Here is a 19,234-nt window from a genome sequence, read left to right as displayed (position 1 = left end):
CAGCAGACGGCGGAGTCGCATTGTGGCCAGATCCTGCCGCATGAAAGACTCCGGCCATGCACCGTGTCGTGGTCCTCGCGCTCGACGGCGTGTACCCGTTCGAGCTCGGCATCCCGGTCCGGATCTTCGGCTCGGCCACCGGCCCCGGCGGCGCCCCCCTCTACGAGGTGCTGACCTGCGGGATCGACGGCCGCCCGGTGCGCAGCAGCGCCGACTTCGCGATCGCCGTCGAGCACGGCCACGAGATCATCGAGACCGCCGGCACGCTCGTCATCCCGCCGTTCGGCTGCGGCCCCGCCGTGCCGCCCGGGTGCCCGCCGCCGATCGCCGACGCGCTCTCCCGGCTCCGACCCGGCGCCCGGATCGTGTCGATCTGCACCGCGTCCTACCTGCTCGCCGCCGCCGGCCTCCTCGACGGCCGGCCCGCCACCACGCACTGGGCCGAGGCCGAGCGCTTCAAGGCGCTGTTCCCCGAGGTCGACGTGAACGCCGACGTGCTGTTCGTGGACGACGGCGACGTGCTCACCTCCGCGGGCGTCGCCGCCGGGATCGACCTGTGCATGCACCTCGTCCGCCGCGACCACGGCAGCGAGGTCGCCAACCGGGTCGCCCGCCGCTGCGTCGTGCCGCCGTGGCGGGAGGGCGGCCAGGCCCAGTTCATCGAGCGTCCCGTGCCCGAGCCGGACGCGGCCGCCACGTCCGCGACCCGCGCCTGGGCGCTCGGCGAGCTGCACCGGCCGATCCCGCTCGCCGAGATGGCGCGGCACGCGCGGATGAGCGTCCGCACGTTCTCCCGCCGGTTCCGCGACGAGGTCGGGATGACGCCGGGGCAGTGGCTGGCCCGGCAGCGCGTCGACCTGGCCCGCCGCCTGCTGGAGACCACGGACCTGCCCGTCGACCGCATCGCCGAGCAGGCGGGCTTCGGCACCTCGGCGTCGCTGCGCCAGCACCTGGTCGCCTCGATCGGCGTCCCCCCGTCCGCCTACCGGCACACCTTCCGCACCGCGCGCACGCACGCCCCCGCGCACTGATCGGGAGCGAGTTGGCGAGAGATCTCCTTTTTAGGGCGGTACATCCGGCCTACGCGTGAGTAACATATTGCCACCGCGGACGCGCGGGACGGATCGACGCGACGACGGAGCATGAGGGACGCCGCCATGAACCCCGTGACCGAACTGCTCGCCGAACGGCTGGACGAGATCACCGCCGAGATCGTCGGCGAGATCGCCGGCCGCGTCCCCGCGTACACGGGCCTGAGCGCGGCGATGATCCTCACCCTCGTCCGGGACGCGCTGACCGTCTACACCGGCGCGCAGGACCGCGGCGCCGCGCTCGACCACTTCCGCCGCCTCGGCGCCCACGAGGCCCGCGCGGGCCAGGACGTCCGGCACCTGGAGTCGGCGCTGCGCAGCGGGGCGCGCGTGCTCATCCGCCGCACCGCCAACGCCGCCGCCCGCGTCCACCCGCCGAACACCGAGTTCATCGCGGTGATGGAGAGCGCGTTCAGCGCGGAGGACCAGATCGTCGAGGCCGCGGTCGACGGCCACCACCGCGCCGCGCGCCCCCGCAACGGCTCCCGCCTCTACCCCCTCGTGGCACGCGGCCAGCGCTATTCCCCGAACTGACCGCGAGCCGGATGGCCGCGTAAGGCCATTCGGACCTCGTCCCGAACCCGGTGCGCCCTCCCGCTCGGCGCGCCCGTGCCTCAGCCGTTCGGGCCGGACGGGATGTGGACGGCGCGCTCGTTCGGCACGCAGTGCGTCATCTTGAGGCCGTTCACGTCGCGGGGACCGTTCCTGCCGAGGTCGTCGAGCCGCCGCCGGTCCTCGTCGGTGAGGTCCTGGCCCTGCAGCGGCTTCAGATGCGCGACGTCCTCCGGCGCGATGCCGAGGCCCTTGCCGACGCGCAGCCCCAGGTCGTCCTCGACCAGCAGGAAGTGCCACACCATCCGCTCCTGGACGGCCCGCACGCACTGCGACAGCTGGTCGACGAGGTTGGCCACCAGGTCGTCGCGCTCCCAGTCCTCCATCAGCAGGTAGCGCTGCCCGGCCTGCTCGTAGTCGTTGGCGCGCGGGATCCGCATGCGGGTCAGCCGGCCGCGGATCTCCGGGCCCTGCTCGTCGTGCGTCGGGTACTGCGCCTCCCGGAGCCCGCCGGTGATGGACGGCTCGTAGTTGACGTGCGGGTTCTCGCCGTAGCCGTCGACGTAGTAGGTCATCTGCCCGTCGCGCTGGTTGGTGGCGACCCGCGCCTCCTTCGCCTGGTTGACGGGCAGCTGCAGGTAGTTCGGCCCGACCCGGTGCCGCTGGGTGTCGCTGTAGGAGAACGTCCGGCCGACGAGCATCTTGTCGTCGGAGAAGTCGAGGCCGTCGACCAGCACGCCCGTGCCGAACGCGATCTGCTCGTTCTCCGCGAAGTGGTTCGCGACGTTGCGGTCGAGGACGATCCGGCCGACGGGCTTCGGCGGGAAGTCGTTCTCCGGCCACACCTTCGTGTCGTCGAGCGGGTCGAAGTCCAGCTCGGGGTGGTCGTCGTCGCTCATCATCTGGACGAGCAGCTCCCACTCGGGGTACTCGCCGCGGTCGATGGCGTCGTGGAGGTCCCTGGTGGCGTGGCCGAGGTCGTTCGCCTGCACGGCCGCGGCGTCGGCGCCGGTCATGCTGCGGACGCCCTGCTTCGGCATCCAGTGGTACTTGACCAGGACGGTGTCCCCGTCGTCGTTCACCCACTTGTAGGTGTTGACGCCGAAGCCCTGCTGGTGCCGGTAGTCGGCGGGGATGCCGCGCGGGCTGAACAGGTTGACGAGCATGTGCATCGCCTCGGGCGTCTGCGACATGAAGTCGAAGATCCGGTTCGGCTCCTGCCGGAACGTCACGGGGTCGGGCTTGAGGGCGTGGATGACGTCGGGGAACTTGATGGCGTCCCGGATGAAGAACACCGCGAGGTTGTTGCCGACGAGGTCCCAGTTGCCGTCCTCGGTGTAGAACTTGATCGCGAACCCGCGGGGGTCGCGGGCGGTCTCGGCGGAGTCCCGGCCGCCGATGACGGTGGAGAACCGCAGCGCGACCGGGGTCCGCTTCCCGCGCTCCTGGAACAGCTTCGCGCGCGTGTAGCGGGAGATGGGCTCGTCGCCCCAGGAGCCGTACGCCTCGAAGTAGCCGAAGGCGGTGGCGCCGCGCGCGTGCACGACCCGCTCGGGGATGCGTTCCCGGTCGAAGTGGCTGATCTTCTCCAGGAACTGGTAGTTCTCCAGGGTGGCGGGGCCGCGCGCCCCGACGGTCCGCTGGTTCTGGTTGTCGTAGACCGGATGGCCCTGCCGGTTCGTCAGGACCGGGCGCTCGTCCCCCGGCTCGGAACCCATGCTCGCAACGTCGGTCACGCCGGCTCTCCCCCTCGTTCTGCTCGTGGCCGGTCGGCGGGATGGCACTACCCGCAAGCCGCGCCCCGGAAGGTCCGGCGCCGGTAAAGCCCTCATGACCGGTGGCTCCGGCCGCGCGCGGGGTCAGGCGTTCCGCACGGACAGCGCGAGGGCGGGGCACATCTCGGCGGCCTGGACGGCGTCGCGCAGCAGCCGCGCGGGGACGGCGGCGCCGGCGATGACGGGGTAGCCGAACTCGTCGAGCCGGACGAGGTCGGGCAGCAGGTGGCGGCAGAGGCCGTGCCCGGCGCAGCGGGACCAGTCGATCGCGAGCCGGTGCGGGGACGCCTCGGCCTCCTCGGGCTCCTCGCCGTGGACGGGCAGGAACCGGCGGACCGGCCGGCCGCAGCCGCCCCGGTCGAGGTGCGCGGCGACGTCGTCGCCGAAGGCGCGGAGCGCGGACAGCAGGAAGCGGGTCGTCCCGTCGGGGTGCTTGCAGGCGCCGCGGCCGCGGACGGTGGCGCTGCCGCGGCGGACGGCGGCGACGGCCTCGTCCCCGGCGGTCCCGGCGGCGAGCGCGGCGACGGACCGCGCGATCGCGGGCAGGCCGAGCCGGCAGGGGCCGCACTGCCCGGCGGATTCGGCGCCCATGTACCCGGCGACGCGGGCGATCTCGCCGAGCGGGCAGGTGTCGCGGGGCAGCGGGACGACGATCCCGGCGCCGAGCGCGCCGCCGGCCGCCGCCATCGCCTCCCGCGACACCGTGACCCGCGCGGCCTGCGCGGGGGTGAGGCACGCGCCGTGGTAGCCGCCGACGATGACGCCCTGCCCGGCGTCGGTGCCGCAGTGCCGGAGCACGTCGGCGAGCGGGACGCCGGCGGGGGTCTCGACGACCATGTGCCCGCCGTCGGGGAGGGTGACGGTGAGCAGGACGGTCCCGGGTTCGCGGGGGGTGCCGGCGGCGCGGTACCCGTCGGCGCCGAGTTCGGCGAGCACGGCGAGCTGCGCGAACGTCTCCGCGTTGGACAGCAGGGTGGGGAGCCGGTCGACGCCGCTGTCGGCGGCGCGGACCTTCTGCCCGGGCGGGATCGGCGTCTCGCCGTTGACGCCCCGGACGAGCGCGCCGCCCTCCCCGGTGATGAACCGCTCGGGGAGCCGGACGACGCGGGCGCGGTCGCGGAGCCGGGTCTCGGCGACGGCGAGCCGCAGCGACCGCGCGGCGAGGCCGTCGTCGGTGACGCCGATGACGAGCTCCCGCGCGCCGAGCGCCTTGACGGCGAGGACCGCGCCGTTCAGCACGAGGTGCGGCACGTGCGCGAGGAGGGCCTTGTCCTTGGAGCTGGCGGGCTCGCCCTCGGTGGCGTTGACGAGGACGACGGGGTCGCGGCCGGTGCGCCGCGCCGACCGGTGCACGGCGGCGAGCTTGCGGGCGAACGGGAACGCGGCGCCGCCGCGCCCGCGCAGGTCGACGCTCTCGGCGAGCGCCGCGAGCTCGCGGAGCGGCAGGCCGCGCGGCACGGGGTGGACGAGCCGGTGCGCCGCCGCGTCCAGCCGGGACGTGCGGTCGAGGCCGGAGAACAGGCGCGGCGGCCCGATGGTGGTGAGGCGGAACGCGCGGCCGGTCGCGGAGGCGGTGCTCACGGGCGGCTCCTCGACCAGCGTTTCGCCTCGTCCTTGAGGTCCGCCCAGAACTGCTCGTCGGGGACGCGGGCCTCGGCGGCGGGCGCGGGCCGCCGGGCCGGGGGACGCGCCGCCGCGGCGGGGCGGACCGGCCGGGGCCCCGTCGTGCGGCGGTGCCGGGACGCGACCGCCAGCCGCACCAGCACCAGCAGGACGACCGCCGCGGCGCACAGCAGGTAGCTGTAGACCACCCAGCTCTTGGCGGCGCGCCCGGCCTGGAGGCCGTGGACGAGCGCGACCGGCCAGCACGCGTACACGGCGAGGTGCAGCATCCGCCACGTCCAGGCGCGCCCGGCGCCGATGAACCGGCCGCGGGCGACGCCGGTGAGCGCGGCGAGGACCATCAGGTCGCCGGCGACGGGCCCGAGGCTCACCATCAGCCCGTGGCCCCGGAACCCGGCGGCCGGGAGCGCGGCGTCGAGCGCGGACGCGTGCTTCTCCAGCACCTTCAGGACGATGTGGACGGCGAGGAAGCTGAGCGAGAGCGCGGCGGCGGCGCGGTGCCCGGACTGGGCGAGGATCCGCAGCCGGATCGGCGTGGACCGGCTCGCGGCGAGCAGCCCGAACACGACCGCGCCGGTCAGCCCGACCAGCGTGAACACGCCGGAGAAGAACTCCAGGAACGCGTGCGCGGCGGTGAGGAGGTGCGCGGCGCGCCCGGTCCGCCCGGCGACCGCGGCGGCGACGAGCCCCGCCGCCATCAGCGCGATCTTGAGCGTCCGCCGGCGCGCCGGGGCCCGGACGGGCGGGGACGAGGCCGTGTTCACGCGCGCCTCCCCGTCATGACGACGCCGCCGTCGTCGGGGACGTCGCGGGCGACGAGGTAAGGGTCGGCGACGGTGCGGGGGTGGGGACCACACCGTCGCCGAGGTTGAGCAGCGGGTCGCCCTGGCCGACGCGGACGCCGCCCCGCGTCGCCGCGACCGCCCGGCCGGACGCGGCGACCCGCAACGTCCAGCCGCCGATCCGCAACCCGTCGAGCGCCGCGGGCCGTCCGCCCGACAGCACCCCGAACACCACGGACGGAGGCCCGGCGGCCTGCCCGGTCGAGCACGGCAGGCCGCGCCCGGTCGTCCCGAGGTAGGCGCCCGTCCGGACGGCGCCGCCGTCCTTCACCGCGGCGGGCGCGGTCAGCCGGGAGAACGTCGACGCGAGCCCGTTGGGGTGGATCAGCAGCAGCATCGCGTGCCCGGACGTCCGGCCGCACAGCCGGTAGAGGCGGCCGGGCCCGGGTGCCAGGACCCGGCCGTCCCCTCCCGCGAACGCGATCGCCCTCGGGTCGCCGGCGGGCCGCATCGTCCACGACCCGCCGGGACCCCAGGGCAGCTCCAGCCCGGTGGCCGCCCCGCTCACGGCGGCCTTCCCGTAGCGGGCGAGGAGCGCGCGTTCGCCGTCCGGCACGACGTCGGACGGGGCCTGCTTCGCGAACGACCCGAAGGTCGGCGCGCCGGTCACCGCCACCTGCCAGCCCGTCGTGAGGCGGCGGGCGATGAACAGCGACGCGTCGGGCGGCGCGTCCACGCCGTCCGGCGGCGCGATGACCGACGAGCCGAACGCCCAGCCCTTCGCGGCGTCCGACCGGGACAGCAGCACGGTCGGCGCCTTCGGCGCGCGCCCGCCGAACTCGCGGCGCGCGATCGTCGAGCGCTGGCGGAGCACCGCGGTGCGCACCGTCCGGACCAGCGGGGCGGTCTTCGCGGTCGTCTCCGCGGCCTTGGAGCCCCGCGACGCGTGCGCCGGGCGGGTCCGCTGGGACGCGGGCTCGGGCACCGCCGCCGGGCGGCCCCGCGGCGCCTGCGTCGCCTGGGCCACCACGGCGCACAGCACCAGCAGGACGGCGCCCGCGCCGGCGCCGCCGAGCCGCACGATGCGGTTGGCCAGCGGCAGTACGGATCCGCCGCCGGACCGCGGTGGGGACATCACCCCGCCAGAGTCGCGGCTCACCCGATAAGGCGGCGCTTCGGACGGGTTAAGAGTCGGCTAAGGCGCGTGATCCCCATCGCGCGGCGGGACGCCGTCGCGCGGCGGGATACCGAAACGGACCATCACCCGCGCGCCCCCGGCCGGTGACTCGCCGAGCTGGAGGCTGCCGTGGCTCGCCTCCGCCGTGCGCCGCACGATGTCCAGCCCGAGGCCCGTCGACGACGCGGTGCTGACCCCGCGCCGCAGCAGATGCCGGCCTCCGAAACCGGGGCCCGCGTCGTCCACCGTCAGGTACACCGCGCCGCTGCGCGCCTCCAGCGCCACGCCCATCGCGCCGCCCTCCGGCGTGTGCGCGAAGACGTTCCCGAGCAGCGCGTCCAGGCACGCCGACAGGTCCTCCGCGCGCACACGGACCAGCAGCGGTCCCGACGGGATGCGCAGGTCCATCCGCCGGTCCTGCTCGTCGGCCAGCACCGACCAGAACCGCACCCGCTCCGCCACGACCGCGGTCGCGTCGGTGCACGGCGCCTCCGCCCGCACCGGCCGCCGCGTCGTGTTGATCAGCTCGGTGACGGTCCGCTCCAGCACGTCGACCTGCTCGCCGATCCGGCCCGCCTCCGCCGGGTCCCGCAACGTCTCCGCCTCCAGCCGCAGCACCGTCAGCGGCGTGCGGAGCCGGTGCGACAGGTCCGCGGCCTGCTCCCGCTCCCGCGACAGCAGCGCGCCGATCTGCCCCGCCAGCTCGTTCAGCCCCACCGTCACGTCGCGGATCTCCGGCGGCCCGCCCGGCTCGACCCGCGCGTCCAGGTCCCCGGTGGAGATGCCCTTCGCCAGCGCCGCCAGCTTCGTGATCCGCCGCACCAGCGACCGCGCCAGCCGGTCCGCCACCAGCACGCTCACCGCCAGCAGGCCCGCCGCGAGCCCCGCCAGGATCGCCCACGCCCGGCCGACGCCCGCGAACATCTGCCGGTCCGTGACGAACGCGCGGATCACCGCCGTCCCGCCGCGGCCGCCGAGCACCGCCACGAGGATCTCCCGCCCGCCCGGCGTGTCCACCGTCAGGCTCCGGCCCCGCTCCGCGAGCCGCACCCCGGCGTCCCGCTCGGCGGGCGCGCCGCTGAACCGCCCGTCCGGCCACAGCACCGTCATCGGGTAGCCGCTCGACGCCGTCTGCTGCAGCGCCACCTCGACCGTCGCGCGGTCGCCCGCCGCCACCACCGGCGCCAGCGCCTGCGCCCGCACGTTCGCCGCCGCGAGCGTCCGCGTCCGCGCCACGTCCCGCACCAGCAGCGACAGCGGGACGAGGAACGCCACCAGCACCAGCACCACCGTCGACGCCACCAGCAGCGTGATGTGCCGCCTCACGACGGGTCGACGATCTTGATGCCGGACCCGCGCACCGACCGCAGGTACCGCGGCCGCGACGCCGACTCGCCCAGCTTGCGCCGCAGCCACGCCACGTGCACGTCGATCGTCTTGTTCGCCCCGCCGAGCGGCACGTGCCACACCTCGGTGAGCAGCTCCCGCTTCGACACCACCTGCCCCGGCCGCGACGCCAGGTAGAGCAGCAGGTCGAACTCCTTCGGCGACAGCTCCAGCGGCCGCCCGTCCAGCGACGCCTCCCGCGCCGCCGCGTTCATCCGCAGCCCGCCCACCCGCACCTCCCGGGCCGCGCCGCCGGGGTCCTCCGCCCGCCGCAGCACCGCCCGGACCCGCGCGTCCAGCTGCCCCGCCCCGAACGGCTTCACCAGGTAGTCGTCCGCGCCCGCGTTCAGGATCCGCTCGATCTCCCGCTCGTCGTCGCGGGCCGTCGCCACGATCACCGGGACGGAGCTGACCGCGCGCAGCATCCGCAGCACCTCCGCGCCGTCCAGGTCGGGCAGCCCGAGATCGAGGATCACCAGGTCCGGCCGGGCGCTCACCGCCCGCCGGATGCCGTCCATGCCCGTGGGCGCCGACGCGACCGCGTGCCCGCGCTCGCCCAGCGCGCGGACGAGCCTGCTGCGCACCTCGGCGTCGTCTTCCACCAGCAACAGTTGCGCCACGGCGCCACGCTAGACCGGGAACGCTGCCGGGAAAGGTCCTATAGACGCCTTAATGGCTGCTTAACCGAACCTTAGCCATGAATGTGGAACAGTTCGCGCATGTCCAAGCACAGCGCGCTCGCCGCCACGGTGTGGTCGGCGGCCGCGGTGCTCGGAGTCGGCGCCGGCATGGCCGCGATCTCCGCCGTCGGCACCGGCATCACCGAACGCGGCGTCAAGCCGATGACGCCCGGCGAGGTGGACGCCGCGCTCGCCGTCCCGGCCACCCCGCCGGGCCCGCCGCCGTCCGCCGCCGCGCCCTCGCCGTCCGCGCCGCCGCGGCGCGACCCGCCCCGTCCCGGCCCGACCGTCACCGTCACCCGCCAGGTCACCACCGCCATCACCAACCTGGCCTCCGAGGCCGGCGACATCGTCGCCCGCTGCGACCGCGGCGCCGCCTTCCTCGTCTCCTGGACGCCCGCGCAGAACTTCAGCGTCGGCGCGAGCAACCGCACGCCCCCGGGGGCCGTCTTCGTCCGGTTCCAGTCGTCCACCCGGTTCGTCACGATGACCGTCACCTGCCGCGCGGACCGCCCGTCCGCCGCCGTCAGCGTGGACCGCCGCGACGGGGACCCCCGCTCCCAGTACCCCCATCGCCATTTCCCCGGCAGGGGCTAGCGAGGCCCCCGACTCGCTAGCCCCTGCGCTCCCCTCCCGGTGACGCGGATCACCCCGCGCGGCATGTCACGTTCCCGGCGGAAGGCCCCGTCTAGGTGGTCGATCGCAATGAGAACGGCCTAGGAGGACGACATGAGCGCGCAGATCCTGCTCACCGGCGGCACCGGCACCCTCGGCGGGCACGTCCTGCCCCTGCTGCGGGACGCCGGGCGCGACGTCCGGGTGCTCAGCCGCCGCCCGCACGAGAACGCCGCCGGCGTCGAGTACGTGACCGGCGACCTCCTCAAGGACGAGGGCGTCGAGGCGGCGGTGGACGGCGTCGAGACCGTTTTGCACCTCGCGGGCGGCGCCAAGGGCGACGACGAGGCGACCCGCAACCTCGCCCGGGCCGCCGCGCGCGCGGGCGTGCGGCACTTCGTGCTGATCTCGGTCATCGGCGCGGACCGCGTCCCGATCGGCTACCTGCGCACGCAGCTGCGCGCCGAGGAGGCGCTGATCGAGTCGGGCGTGCCGTGGACGATCCTGCGCGCCGCCCAGTTCCACGACCTGGTGTTCACGATGGCGCGGAAGATGGCGAAGCTGCCGGTCGTCCCGAAGCCGGGCGGCCTGCGCTTCCAGCCGGTCGACTCGCGCGAGGTGGCCGCCCGCCTGGTGGAGCTGGCGCTCGGCGGCCCCGCCGGCCGCGTGCCCGACCTCGCCGGCCCGAAGGTGTACCGGATCGACGAGCTCGTCCGCGGCTACCTGGACGCGGCGGGCAAGCGCCGGCCGATGCTGCCCGTCCGCGTGCCCGGCAAGGCCGGCCGCGCCTACCGCGACGCCGCGAACCTCTCGCTGGAGAACGCCGACAAGGGCGCCCTGACATGGGAGGACTACCTGGCCGCCCACGTCGGCTAGGCGTCCGCTCCCCGCTCGCGCCAGAGGTCGGCGAACAGCTCGTGCAGCGGGACGGGCGGCAGGACGAACCGGTACGCGCCGTAGTGGTAGGCGTGCGCGCCGCGCGCCCTGTAGGCGTCGTACTTCGCCGACTCCAGCGGCAGCCCCGGCGCGTCGATCTCGCGCCACCTTCCGGGGAGGAAGACCGAGCGCCCGGCGCGGGCGCGCTTGTCCCGCTCGACCAGCCCGGCGGCGGCGAGGCCGTCCTGCGCGGCCTTGTGCCGGGACGCGTCCCAGCGGTTCCACCGCCGGACGTTCCGGTCCGTGGGCTGGGGCAGGGCGAGCAACTGGAGGTAGAGCGCGGCGGCGTCCCCGTCCAGGCCGAGCACGCCGGCGACCTCCTCCACCAGGGCGGGGACGCTCAGGACGGGGTTCGCCTCGTACTCGCCGGGCGGGACGGGCGTGCACGCCGACCGCTCGACGATCCGGTGCAGGCCGCCGCCGGCCCGCAGGACCTCGATGTCGCGGATGTCCTCCCGCAGCCGTGCCAGGTCCCTGGCCGCGCACAGCCGCTCCATCTCCGCGTACAGGTCGTCGTCGGCGAGCGCGGCCGGGCGCAGGTAGTACTCGTCGAAGCCGGAGACGCGGTTCTCGTCCTTCCAGGGCGTGTACAGCAGCAGCCCGTTGTCGTGGATGACCGGGGGCTCCAGCCCTTCGTCGGCCTCCACCGGGAAGGTGCCGGGGCCGAGCGCGGTCTCCGGGTCCTTCAGCGGGGTGCGGCCCCACAGCGGCACCACCAGATCCGGCGCGTCCAGCCGGGCCCGCAGCAGCTCGTACAGCTCCGCCGCCCCGGCGGCGGCCGGGTCGCCGACGGGGCGCTCGGTCAGCGCCCACGCCACCCTGGCCGCCGCCCTGGTGTAGACGTCGGGCAGGCCGGACGTCGCGTACACGCCCGGCCTGCCGGTGTCGATGCGCAGCGCGGCCCCGCTCCGGAACCCGCTCTTCGCGAAACGGGCCCGGCAGTGCAGGTCCTCGGCCAGCGCGGTCGCGGTCGACGGGTCGGCCAGCGTGGCCGCCTCCGCGTCGCCCTGGACGAGCCTGGCCTCCAGCTCGGCCGCCGCGTCCTCCGCCACCGGGGCCCTCACGCCGACGAGGTCCGCCCACACCTCCGCCATGCCCTCGGCGGCGCGGACGGTCCCGCGCCTGTCCCACAGCGTCGCGGGGTCGTCTGGCAGCCCGGCCGCCAGCAGCCGCAGCCGGTCGCCGTGGCCGAAGCCGTGCACCAGCTTCCGGGTCTCCCGGTAGAACGCCGTCCCGATCTTGTACGGGGCGCCGCGGTACGTCTTCTCCTCGCCGACGTACGGGCTCATCGGCAGCCCGGTCAGCAGCAGCGCCGCGTGCGCGTGCCGCGCGCCGGTCCGGGCAGCGAACGCGGCGACGGCGGCCTTGTCGAGCTTCAGGGGGCCGTGCTCGGCGAACGCGTCCAGCAGCCGGGCCAGCCGGGCCGCGTCGTCGGAGGCGATCGCGACGGTCTCGACGTCCTCCGCGCCCGCCGGCGCTGGCGCGTCCTCCGGCTGGACGAACCGGTAGGCGGCCTCCGGGGCGAGAGCGCGCAGGTCGCGCAGCGCGCCGGACGCGTCGCCGGTGACGAGCGTCCGCCCCGCCTCGCGGAGCGGCACCAGCGCCGCGCCGGGCGCGGTGCCGCGCCGCCACCGGCCCGGCCGCGCGAACGGGCTCCGCGCCCATTCCCGCAGCAGCACGACGCCCGCGTCCCGCAGCGGCTCCGGCAGCGGGCGGCCCACGACCCGCCACGCCACCGCGCCGATGCTCCCGAGCAGCGGCGCCCAGTCGAGGGGCCGCTCCGGGACGCTGTCGGCGCGGCCCCGCTCGCCGACCTCGCCGCGCAGGTACGCTCCGGCCGCGGCGATCGAGGTGACCATGGCCGGCTGGTCGGATGGCTCCTCGCGCGGGTGCCCGTCCGTCCGGGCGTGGAGCAGCCCCCACAGCAGCTCGTACAGGTCTGCGTCGCGCGCGTCGCCCACCGGTTCGACGCGCACGCCGGAGCGCCGGAACGCGACCCGTTCGCGGATCGTCTCGCGGTGCCGCTGGATGCGCCGGGCCCACTGCACGGTGGCGGCGACGCCGTCCGCGATCCGCGGGTCGGTGACGTCCGGGAGCACCGCCCCGACGCCGGCGCCCCCGAGCAGTTCCTCGACGGCCTCCCGCGTCACGTTCCGCAGCGCTCGCGAGGAGGGCTCGTCACGCGGGACGAAGCGGTCCCAGAACGCGATCGGCGGCACGAACGGGTGCCCGCCGGCGTCCTGGCGCCTCGCGGGGGAGTGCGCGACCGTCCAGAGCACCGCCCCGTCGGATCCGGCCCGACCGCGCAGCAGCCCGTCCCGCTCCGCCGCGACGACGACGTCCTCGGCCGCGCCGGGCATCCTGACGGTGACGTCCGGCCCCGCGAGGTCCTCCGTACCGGGGTCCTGCGGTGCGAGCACCTCGCCGGGACGGTCCGCCCAGTATCCGCGCCCGTGCGGCCCGTACCACGAGCCGCGCCACGCCACCAGGAACCGGCCGTCGACATGGCAGACGCGCAGGTCGTGCACCTTCTCGTCCTGAGGGACGGTGTACGTGCACGTCCCGCGCCGACCTTCCCGGTCGAACGCGACCGCGCGCCCGTTCCCGAACACGGTCAGCACGCCCCGGACGGACGTGACCCCGTCGAGGCGGCCGATCTCCTCCAGTGCCGTGTCGTAGACCGGCCACCCCAGCTCCGCCGGGATTCCGGTGCGCAGCGTCCGCAGCAGCGGCTCGGCGACGTCGACGGCGGCGAGCTCGTCGGCGGCGCCCTCCAGGGCGGCCGAGGTGCGCACGTCGAGGAGCCTGTCCAGCTCCGCGATGGCGTCCTCCGCCTTCGGCAGCCCCGCGCCCGCCGACCGCTCCACCAGTTCATGGATCCGCGCCAGGACGTGCCGCCGCAGGTCGGCGCTCTCCGGCAGCGCGCTGACCGCCGTGCCGCCCTGCCTCGCCAGGCCCGCGCCGTGCTCCTCCAGCAGCTTGCCGAGGACGGGATGGGCGGCCAGCGCCCGCAGGTCCCGGCGAGGCCGGTCGCCCGCGATCTGCGGCCTGTAGTCCCCCGCCTCCAGCTCGATCCCCTCCGCGAGGCACGCGTCGGCGAGGTCGGCGTCCATGTAGCCGAACCCGACCCGGCCGTGCAGCAGCAGCGGGCGCCCCTCCGCCGCGATGCGCGGCGCGATCCGCGGCAGCAGGTCGTACAGCTCGTCCGGCAGTGCCTGGCGGCTCTTCGCCCTGCGGCGGAGCAGGCCGGGCTCGCTGTAGTGCCACGAGTACCGCTCCAGCCACGCCCCGAGCGACCCGCACGGGACGATCCGCCCGTCCGCCATCGCGTCGAGCGCGCGCGCCGCCGCGAGCATCCGCAGCCACCCGCCGCCGTCCCCGGCCAGCGGGAACAGCTCCGCCATCCCGCGCAGCGCCGCGTCCTCCAGCGGTCGGCCCTGGAAGACCTTCGCGGCCGCCTTCAGCACGGCGCCCGGCACCACCGGTCCGAAGACCGCGCCGGCCATCCTCCTCTTCGGCGGCGCCGGGTCCGAGGCGGCCGACGCCGCCAGGACGTTCCCGAGCACGCGCGCCTCCTCGTCCGCGCCGAGGCCCGCGGCCCGCGCCGAGTCCCGTACCTGGCCGTGCAGGTCGGCCGGCAGCTTCGCGCCCCCGCCCGCCACCGCGCACGCGAACCGGGCGAACTCCGCGTGCGCCGCCCCCGGCGGCAGCTCCCCGTCGAGCCACCGCCGATGCTCCGCGATCCGCGCCCCGTCGAACACCCCGTACCGCGCGAACAGCAGATCGTCCGCCACCTGGTACGCGACGCCGGGTCCGCCGAACCGCGCGCCCGCCGCACGGGCGCTGCTGTGGGCCTCCTCCGCCTGCCGCGGATGGCGCTCGCACAGCAGGTGCCCGAGGGTGTCGAGGTACCAGGCCAGATGCGCCGGGGGCAGTTCGCGGCGCCGCTCCCGGACGAAGTCCCCGATCTCCTGGCCGGGGCGCATCCCCCCGACGAACCGGCGCAGGGCGTCCATCCGCTCCCGCGCCGTCGCGGCCTCGGCGGGATCGTTGGCCCGCACCCATTCCACGTACACGTTCGAGGACGGCGCATCGGCGGGCGGCATGATCGGCATGCCCGACAGGGTGCCGTCCCGCGCCGACATTCCGCCGACATTCCGGGTGATCGCCGCCAAGGAGTCACGCCGCCGGATCCCGGCGCAGGAGGACGAGCACGGACACCCCCGCCGCCAGGACGGTCGTGGCGAGCTGGCACGCGATCCCGGTGCCGAGGCGCGCCGTCCCGCCGGGGTCGAACAGGTGCGTCCAGTCCTGCCAGTAGTGCACCGGCAGGACGACCTGGACGGCGCGCAGCACCGGCGACCCGTTCAGGATGCTCGCCGCGACCACGAACCCGACGGCCGCGCCGAGCGCCTCGGCGCCGCGCGGCAGCAGCAGCCCCAGCGCGAACGCGATCCCGGCGATGCTGAGCATGCACAGCAGCGTGTAGCCGGACGCCGCGAGCACCCGCCCGATCGCGTCCCCGGTGGACAGGTCGGCCGCGCCGATGACACGGAACGGGTGCCAGCCGAACAGCACCAGCCCGGCGCCGACGCCTCCGGCCAGCACGAACAGGGTCGCCGCGGCGGTGACGACCGCGACGGCGCCGAGCTTGCCCGCCAGCAGCCGTCCCCGGCCGACCGGCGCGACGTACAGGTACCGCAGCGTCCCCCAGTCCCGGTCGGACGAGCCGATCGCGCTCGCCAGCAGCGCCACGACGACCGGCAGCAGCAGCGGGCCGACGAACTCCAGGCTCGCCATCGCGTGGTTGAGCGCGGAGAACGGCGACGCGCCGTACAGCCCGCCCTGGTCGCCGTTGCGGTGCCCGGCATGCGACGCGGTCGCCAGCCCCGCGATGACCGGCACGGCGGCCAGGCACGCCAGCGCCACCAGCGTGCGGATCCGCAGCAGCTGGGTCCTCAGTTCAACGCGCAGCACGCTCGCCCTCCCCTTCGGTCATCGTCAGGAACGCCTCCTCCAGCGACCGGTCCGCCCGGGTCACCGACATGACGCCCACACCCGCCGTGACCAGCGCCTGCACGAGTTCCGCCGGCGGCGTCCCCGGCGCGGTCACGACCAGATGCCCGTCCCGCACGGCGACCGACGCGACGCTCCGCGCCTCCCGCAGCACGGCCGCGGCCCGCCCGGTGTCGTCCACCTCGACGCGGTAGGCGTCCTCGCCGCCGAGCAGCTCGTCCAGCGGGCCCGACGCGACGAGCCGCCCCCGGTTCATCACCACGGCGTGCGTCGCGAGCTGCTGCACCTCCGCCAGCTGATGGCTCGACACCAGCACCGCCGCGCCGCCCCGCGCCAGCTCCCCGAGCCGCTCGCGCAGCGCCCGCACCTCCGCCGGGTCCAGGCCGTTCGCCGGTTCGTCGAGGATCAGCACGTCCGGCGCGCGCATCAGCGCCTGCGCCAGCATCAGCCGCTGCTTCATGCCCATCGAGTAGCCCTTGACCTTCCGGTTCACCGCCGCTCCCAGGCCCGCGAGGTCGAGGGCGTCGTCCAGCGCGGGCGGCGGCCACTCCCGTCCCGTCGCCGCCCACAGCAGCCTGAGGTTCGCCGTTCCGGACAGGTGCGGGACGAACGCCGGGCCGTCGATGAGCACCCCCGCCCGCCGCAGCACCGGGGCGCCGAGCCGGACCGGCTCGCCGAGGATCCTCGCCTCCCCCTCGTCCGGCCGGGACAGCCCGACCAGCATCCGGATGGTCGAGGTCTTGCCCGCCCCGTTCGGCCCGAGCAGCGCGCAGACCTGCCCGGCCCCGACCGTGAAGCCGAGCCCGCGCACCGCCTGCCGCCGCCCGTACCGCTTGGACAGCCCGCTCGCACCGATCACCGCTGCCATTGCCTCCCCTTCGTCATGAGCAGCACCCCGGCGACGGCCGTGGTGGCCGCCCCGGCCCCGAACGTGAGGACGGCGGCGTCCGCCACCGACGTCACCGTCCCCGGCCAGAGCGCGTCGCGGAACGCCACCGCGAGCTGGACCGCGACGCACCCCGCCACGACCGACGCCTCGCCGGCGCGCCGCGTCCACGGCCGCTCCGGACGCGCGACGATCCCGGCGACCGCGTTGGCGATCAGGCAGAACGCCAGGTGGGACGTGAACTCGACGGCGAGCACCCACGCGATGAGCGCCGGGTCCGTCCAGTGCTCGCCGACGACCATCGCGCCGACGATCCCCACCGCGGCGAGCGCGCTGGCCAGCACGAACACGCTCATCGCGTGCCTGCGCACCCAGTCCGCGGCGCCCGGTGCGGCCCATCGCCGCACCACCGGCGTCCGGCTCGCGACCAGCAGGACGTCCCCGAGCCAGTCGTGCCGCCACCGCACCCGGGGGCCCCGGCACCGCGCCAGCATCACCGCCACGACCGCCGCGCACACCGACGTCACGGCGAGCCCGGCGACCAGGACCCACGTCCACGCGCCCCACGACCGCCGCACCGCCCCGACGGCGGCCCACTCGAACGCCAGCGTGATCCCGACGAGCGAGGTCATCGCCCCCGCCGCCCGCACCATCTGGCTCTCCCGATCGGGGCCGCCCGGCGCCCGCCACGCGAGCAGCCGCAGCGCGATCACCGCGCCGAGCATCGGCACCGCGAACTGGGCCAGCGACACGGCCACGTCGTAGGGGTCGTCCTGCCACGGGCTCTCCGCCCGGACCGCCTTGTCCTGCGTGGCGAACACCGTCAGCGCCTCGAAAAGGCAGGCCAGGGCGAGGCCCGCCAGCACGGCCCGCAGCCGTTCCGTCCGTTCCATGGCCGCCATAGTACGCGCCTCGTACTACGTGGCAAGTAGCATCGTGCCTCGTACTACACTCGGGGGCGTGCACAGCAACGACGCCCAGATGCTCGTCCTAACCGTCCTCGCCGAGGGACCCCTGCACGGCTACGCCATCAACACCGCGATCGAGGAGCTCACCGGCCGTAAGCTCGGCCCCGGCAGCCTCTACGGCGCGCTGTCCCGCCTCGAGGCCCGCGAGCTGATCCGCCCGTCCGACGACGCGTCCGACGCCCGCCACCGCACCATGCGGATCACCGACGCCGGCCGCGCCGCGCTCCGCGTCGAGCTGGAGCAGATGGCCCGCGTCTCCCAGGCCGGCCTCCGCGCCCTGGGCCCGGCATGAGGGCGTCCGCGCTCTACCCGCCGCCCGTCCGCGAACGCTGGGGCGCCGAGATCGACGGCGCGCTCCGCGACGCCGGCCCGCGCGCCTGGCCCGACACCCTCGCCGGCGCCGCCCGCCTCTGGCTGCACCCCACCGACTGGCCCGAGTCCGGCACCGGCCAGACCCGCCGCACCGTCGCCGTCGCCCTCTTCGCGGTCCTCGCCCTGTCGACGCTGCTGCTGCGCGCCGTGGAGCCGTCCAGCACCCTGACCGCCGACCCGGCCCACCCCGCGACCAGCCTCTGGCTCGCCCCGGTCCTCCTCGGCGCCGCCCTCGCCGCCCCGCTCCCGCCCCTCTTCCGCCGGACGGTCCTCCGCGACCTGGCCGTCCAGGCCGTCCGCACCCTCGCGGCCCCCGGCCTGGCCGTCCTCGCCATGCTCCTCATCGCCCGGACCGGCGCGCTGAAGCACCCGCCCGCACCCCTCGACGCGGCCCTGTTCGGCTACTACTGGACGACGCTCGCCTTCACCGCCTACCGCCTCTGCACCCTCATCGCGCGTGCCGCCCGCACCGCCGCGCTCCCCTCCACCCGCCGCCTGACCGCCGCCCTCGCCCTCACCGGCACCGGCCTCGCCGCCGCCGCGGCCCAGAGCGCCACGACCGCCGTCCCCGCGACCCTCGCCCTGACCGCCCTCGCCCTCCCCACCCTCCTCACCGCCCACGACCTCGCCAAATCCGCCGGGACGCCTTTCGGCCGCCTTTAGCCGCGGCCTTCCTCACCATCCGGCGGACACCGGACTCCGGGAAATCCTCGCCTCTCCGGTTACCCCCGGGACATATTCCGGTTCCACCGGACCTCACCGTTCTCCTCACCGCGTCCAAAAGAAGGAGCCGGCGACAGCGGAGGGGGAACGATGACACAGACCTCGAACCATTCCGACCGGCGGTCCGGGGCCGGGGACGAGTCCTTCGAGACCTACGCCTGGCGCGTCCACCAGGCCCTGCACGACTGGACCGCCAAGGTCGACGCGAAGGCCTCCGTCGTCCTCACCCTGGAAACGGCGATCCTCGGCATGATCGTCGTCTTCGCGCAGTCCGGAAAGCGGCTGCGGCACCTGTCCGGCCTCGAGACCTGGACCTTCGGCATCGGCGTCGCGCTCCTGGTCGGCGCCATCGTGCTCGCCGGAGCCGCCGTCTTCCCTCAGCTCAACCGCCTGGAGGCGCGGAGGAACTGGCGGCGAGGCTACGTCTACTTCGGCCACCTGCGCCGCTGGGACCCGGCCGAACTCGTCACCGCGCTCGAACACGGCGTCGGCCGGCGCAACCGCCTGGTGCTCAGCACCCAGTTGGTCGCCCTGTCCAAGATCGTCTGGCGCAAGCACTCGTTCCTGCAGTACTCCATGGTCACGGTGATCCTCGGCAACATCGGCGTCTGGCTCCCGCTCCTGCTCTCCTGAGCCGGGAGCCGCACGGCGC

The 19,234-nt window shown here is 75.6% G+C and carries 17 protein-coding genes; 7 read left to right on the top strand and 10 right to left on the bottom strand.

Annotated elements, in window-relative coordinates:
* Positions 1–56: 56 nt before the first annotated feature.
* Together ABT299_RS03060 and ABT299_RS03055 are read left to right on the top strand one after the other, a co-directional pair.
* A complete protein-coding gene (locus ABT299_RS03060) occupies positions 57–1,031 on the top strand; it encodes a GlxA family transcriptional regulator (protein ID WP_500249593.1) in 975 nt (324 codons plus the stop codon).
* Between the two features lie 126 nt (positions 1,032–1,157).
* Positions 1,158–1,625, top strand: a complete 468-nt coding sequence (locus tag ABT299_RS03055; RefSeq protein ID WP_190855987.1) for an RsbRD N-terminal domain-containing protein — start codon at positions 1,158–1,160, stop codon at positions 1,623–1,625.
* 80 nt (positions 1,626–1,705) lie between these two features.
* Here ABT299_RS03055 and ABT299_RS03050 read toward each other — a convergent pair whose 3' ends face one another.
* From ABT299_RS03050 to ABT299_RS03025, 6 genes are all read right to left on the bottom strand, one after another.
* The gene (locus ABT299_RS03050) at positions 1,706–3,379 is read right to left on the bottom strand and encodes a catalase (protein ID WP_387025590.1); all 1,674 of its coding nucleotides are present in this window, start codon (positions 3,377–3,379) and stop codon (positions 1,706–1,708) included.
* Positions 3,380–3,502: 123 nt separating this feature from the next.
* Entirely contained in the window at positions 3,503–4,999 is a 1,497-nt protein-coding gene (locus ABT299_RS03045) for an NADH-ubiquinone oxidoreductase-F iron-sulfur binding region domain-containing protein (protein WP_500249592.1), read from the bottom strand.
* Positions 4,996–5,805, bottom strand: a complete 810-nt coding sequence (locus ABT299_RS03040; RefSeq protein WP_500249591.1) for a hypothetical protein — start codon at positions 5,803–5,805, stop codon at positions 4,996–4,998. The genes ABT299_RS03045 and ABT299_RS03040 overlap by 4 nt, the downstream gene beginning before the upstream one ends.
* A gap of 13 nt (positions 5,806–5,818) precedes the next feature.
* Positions 5,819–6,961, bottom strand: coding sequence for a hypothetical protein (locus ABT299_RS03035; protein WP_500249590.1), 1,143 nt, complete (start codon positions 6,959–6,961; stop codon positions 5,819–5,821).
* 57 nt (positions 6,962–7,018) lie between these two features.
* Positions 7,019–8,326, bottom strand: a complete 1,308-nt coding sequence (locus ABT299_RS03030) for a sensor histidine kinase (RefSeq protein ID WP_387025582.1) — start codon at positions 8,324–8,326, stop codon at positions 7,019–7,021.
* A complete protein-coding gene (locus tag ABT299_RS03025) occupies positions 8,323–9,006 on the bottom strand; it encodes a response regulator (RefSeq protein WP_190855993.1) in 684 nt (227 codons plus the stop codon). The genes ABT299_RS03030 and ABT299_RS03025 overlap by 4 nt, the downstream gene beginning before the upstream one ends.
* Positions 9,007–9,105: 99 nt before the next feature.
* Here ABT299_RS03025 and ABT299_RS03020 point away from each other — a divergent pair, with 99 nt between their 5' ends.
* Positions 9,106–9,663 (top strand): hypothetical protein, encoded by a 558-nt coding sequence (locus tag ABT299_RS03020; RefSeq protein ID WP_190855994.1) that lies wholly within the window; start codon positions 9,106–9,108, stop codon positions 9,661–9,663.
* 132 nt (positions 9,664–9,795) lie between these two features.
* Positions 9,796–10,557, top strand: coding sequence for an SDR family oxidoreductase (locus ABT299_RS03015; RefSeq protein ID WP_500249589.1), 762 nt, complete (start codon positions 9,796–9,798; stop codon positions 10,555–10,557).
* On the opposite strand, the gene ABT299_RS03010 is transcribed toward ABT299_RS03015, so the two are convergent.
* From ABT299_RS03010 to ABT299_RS02995, 4 genes are read right to left on the bottom strand one after another with little or no spacing between them, the layout of a single operon-like run.
* Entirely contained in the window at positions 10,554–14,762 is a 4,209-nt protein-coding gene (locus ABT299_RS03010; protein WP_500249588.1) for a hypothetical protein, read from the bottom strand. The genes ABT299_RS03015 and ABT299_RS03010 overlap by 4 nt on opposite strands.
* A 34-nt stretch (positions 14,763–14,796) precedes the next feature.
* Positions 14,797–15,594: an ABC transporter permease subunit gene (locus ABT299_RS03005; protein ID WP_500249587.1), complete on the bottom strand. Its 798-nt coding sequence runs from the start codon at positions 15,592–15,594 to the stop codon at positions 14,797–14,799.
* Entirely contained in the window at positions 15,581–16,501 is a 921-nt protein-coding gene (locus ABT299_RS03000; RefSeq protein WP_500249586.1) for an ABC transporter ATP-binding protein, read from the bottom strand. The genes ABT299_RS03005 and ABT299_RS03000 overlap by 14 nt, the downstream gene beginning before the upstream one ends.
* Positions 16,489–17,412 carry a hypothetical protein gene (locus ABT299_RS02995; protein WP_500249585.1) on the bottom strand — a complete coding sequence of 308 codons (924 nt, stop codon included), beginning with the start codon at positions 17,410–17,412 and terminating at the stop codon, positions 16,489–16,491. Before ABT299_RS02995 ends, ABT299_RS03000 begins: the two co-directional genes overlap by 13 nt.
* A gap of 67 nt (positions 17,413–17,479) precedes the next feature.
* On the opposite strand from ABT299_RS02995, the gene ABT299_RS02990 reads away from it, so the two are divergent.
* The 3 genes from ABT299_RS02990 to ABT299_RS02980 all read left to right on the top strand — a co-directional run bounded on the left by ABT299_RS02990 (position 17,480) and on the right by ABT299_RS02980 (position 19,215).
* The gene (locus ABT299_RS02990) at positions 17,480–17,779 is read left to right on the top strand and encodes a helix-turn-helix transcriptional regulator (protein ID WP_190855998.1); all 300 of its coding nucleotides are present in this window, start codon (positions 17,480–17,482) and stop codon (positions 17,777–17,779) included.
* Positions 17,776–18,522: a hypothetical protein gene (locus ABT299_RS02985; protein ID WP_500249584.1), complete on the top strand. Its 747-nt coding sequence runs from the start codon at positions 17,776–17,778 to the stop codon at positions 18,520–18,522. Before ABT299_RS02990 ends, ABT299_RS02985 begins: the two co-directional genes overlap by 4 nt.
* Positions 18,523–18,672: 150 nt before the next feature.
* Positions 18,673–19,215 carry a Pycsar system effector family protein gene (locus ABT299_RS02980; RefSeq protein WP_500249583.1) on the top strand — a complete coding sequence of 181 codons (543 nt, stop codon included), beginning with the start codon at positions 18,673–18,675 and terminating at the stop codon, positions 19,213–19,215.
* Positions 19,216–19,234 lie beyond the last annotated feature (19 nt).

The organism is Spirillospora sp. NPDC000708 (genome assembly GCF_040299565.1).
Classification (GTDB): domain Bacteria; phylum Actinomycetota; class Actinomycetes; order Streptosporangiales; family Streptosporangiaceae; genus Spirillospora.
The sequence above is the reverse complement of the archived record's forward strand: the minus strand, read 5'-3'. Positions and strand labels throughout refer to the sequence as shown.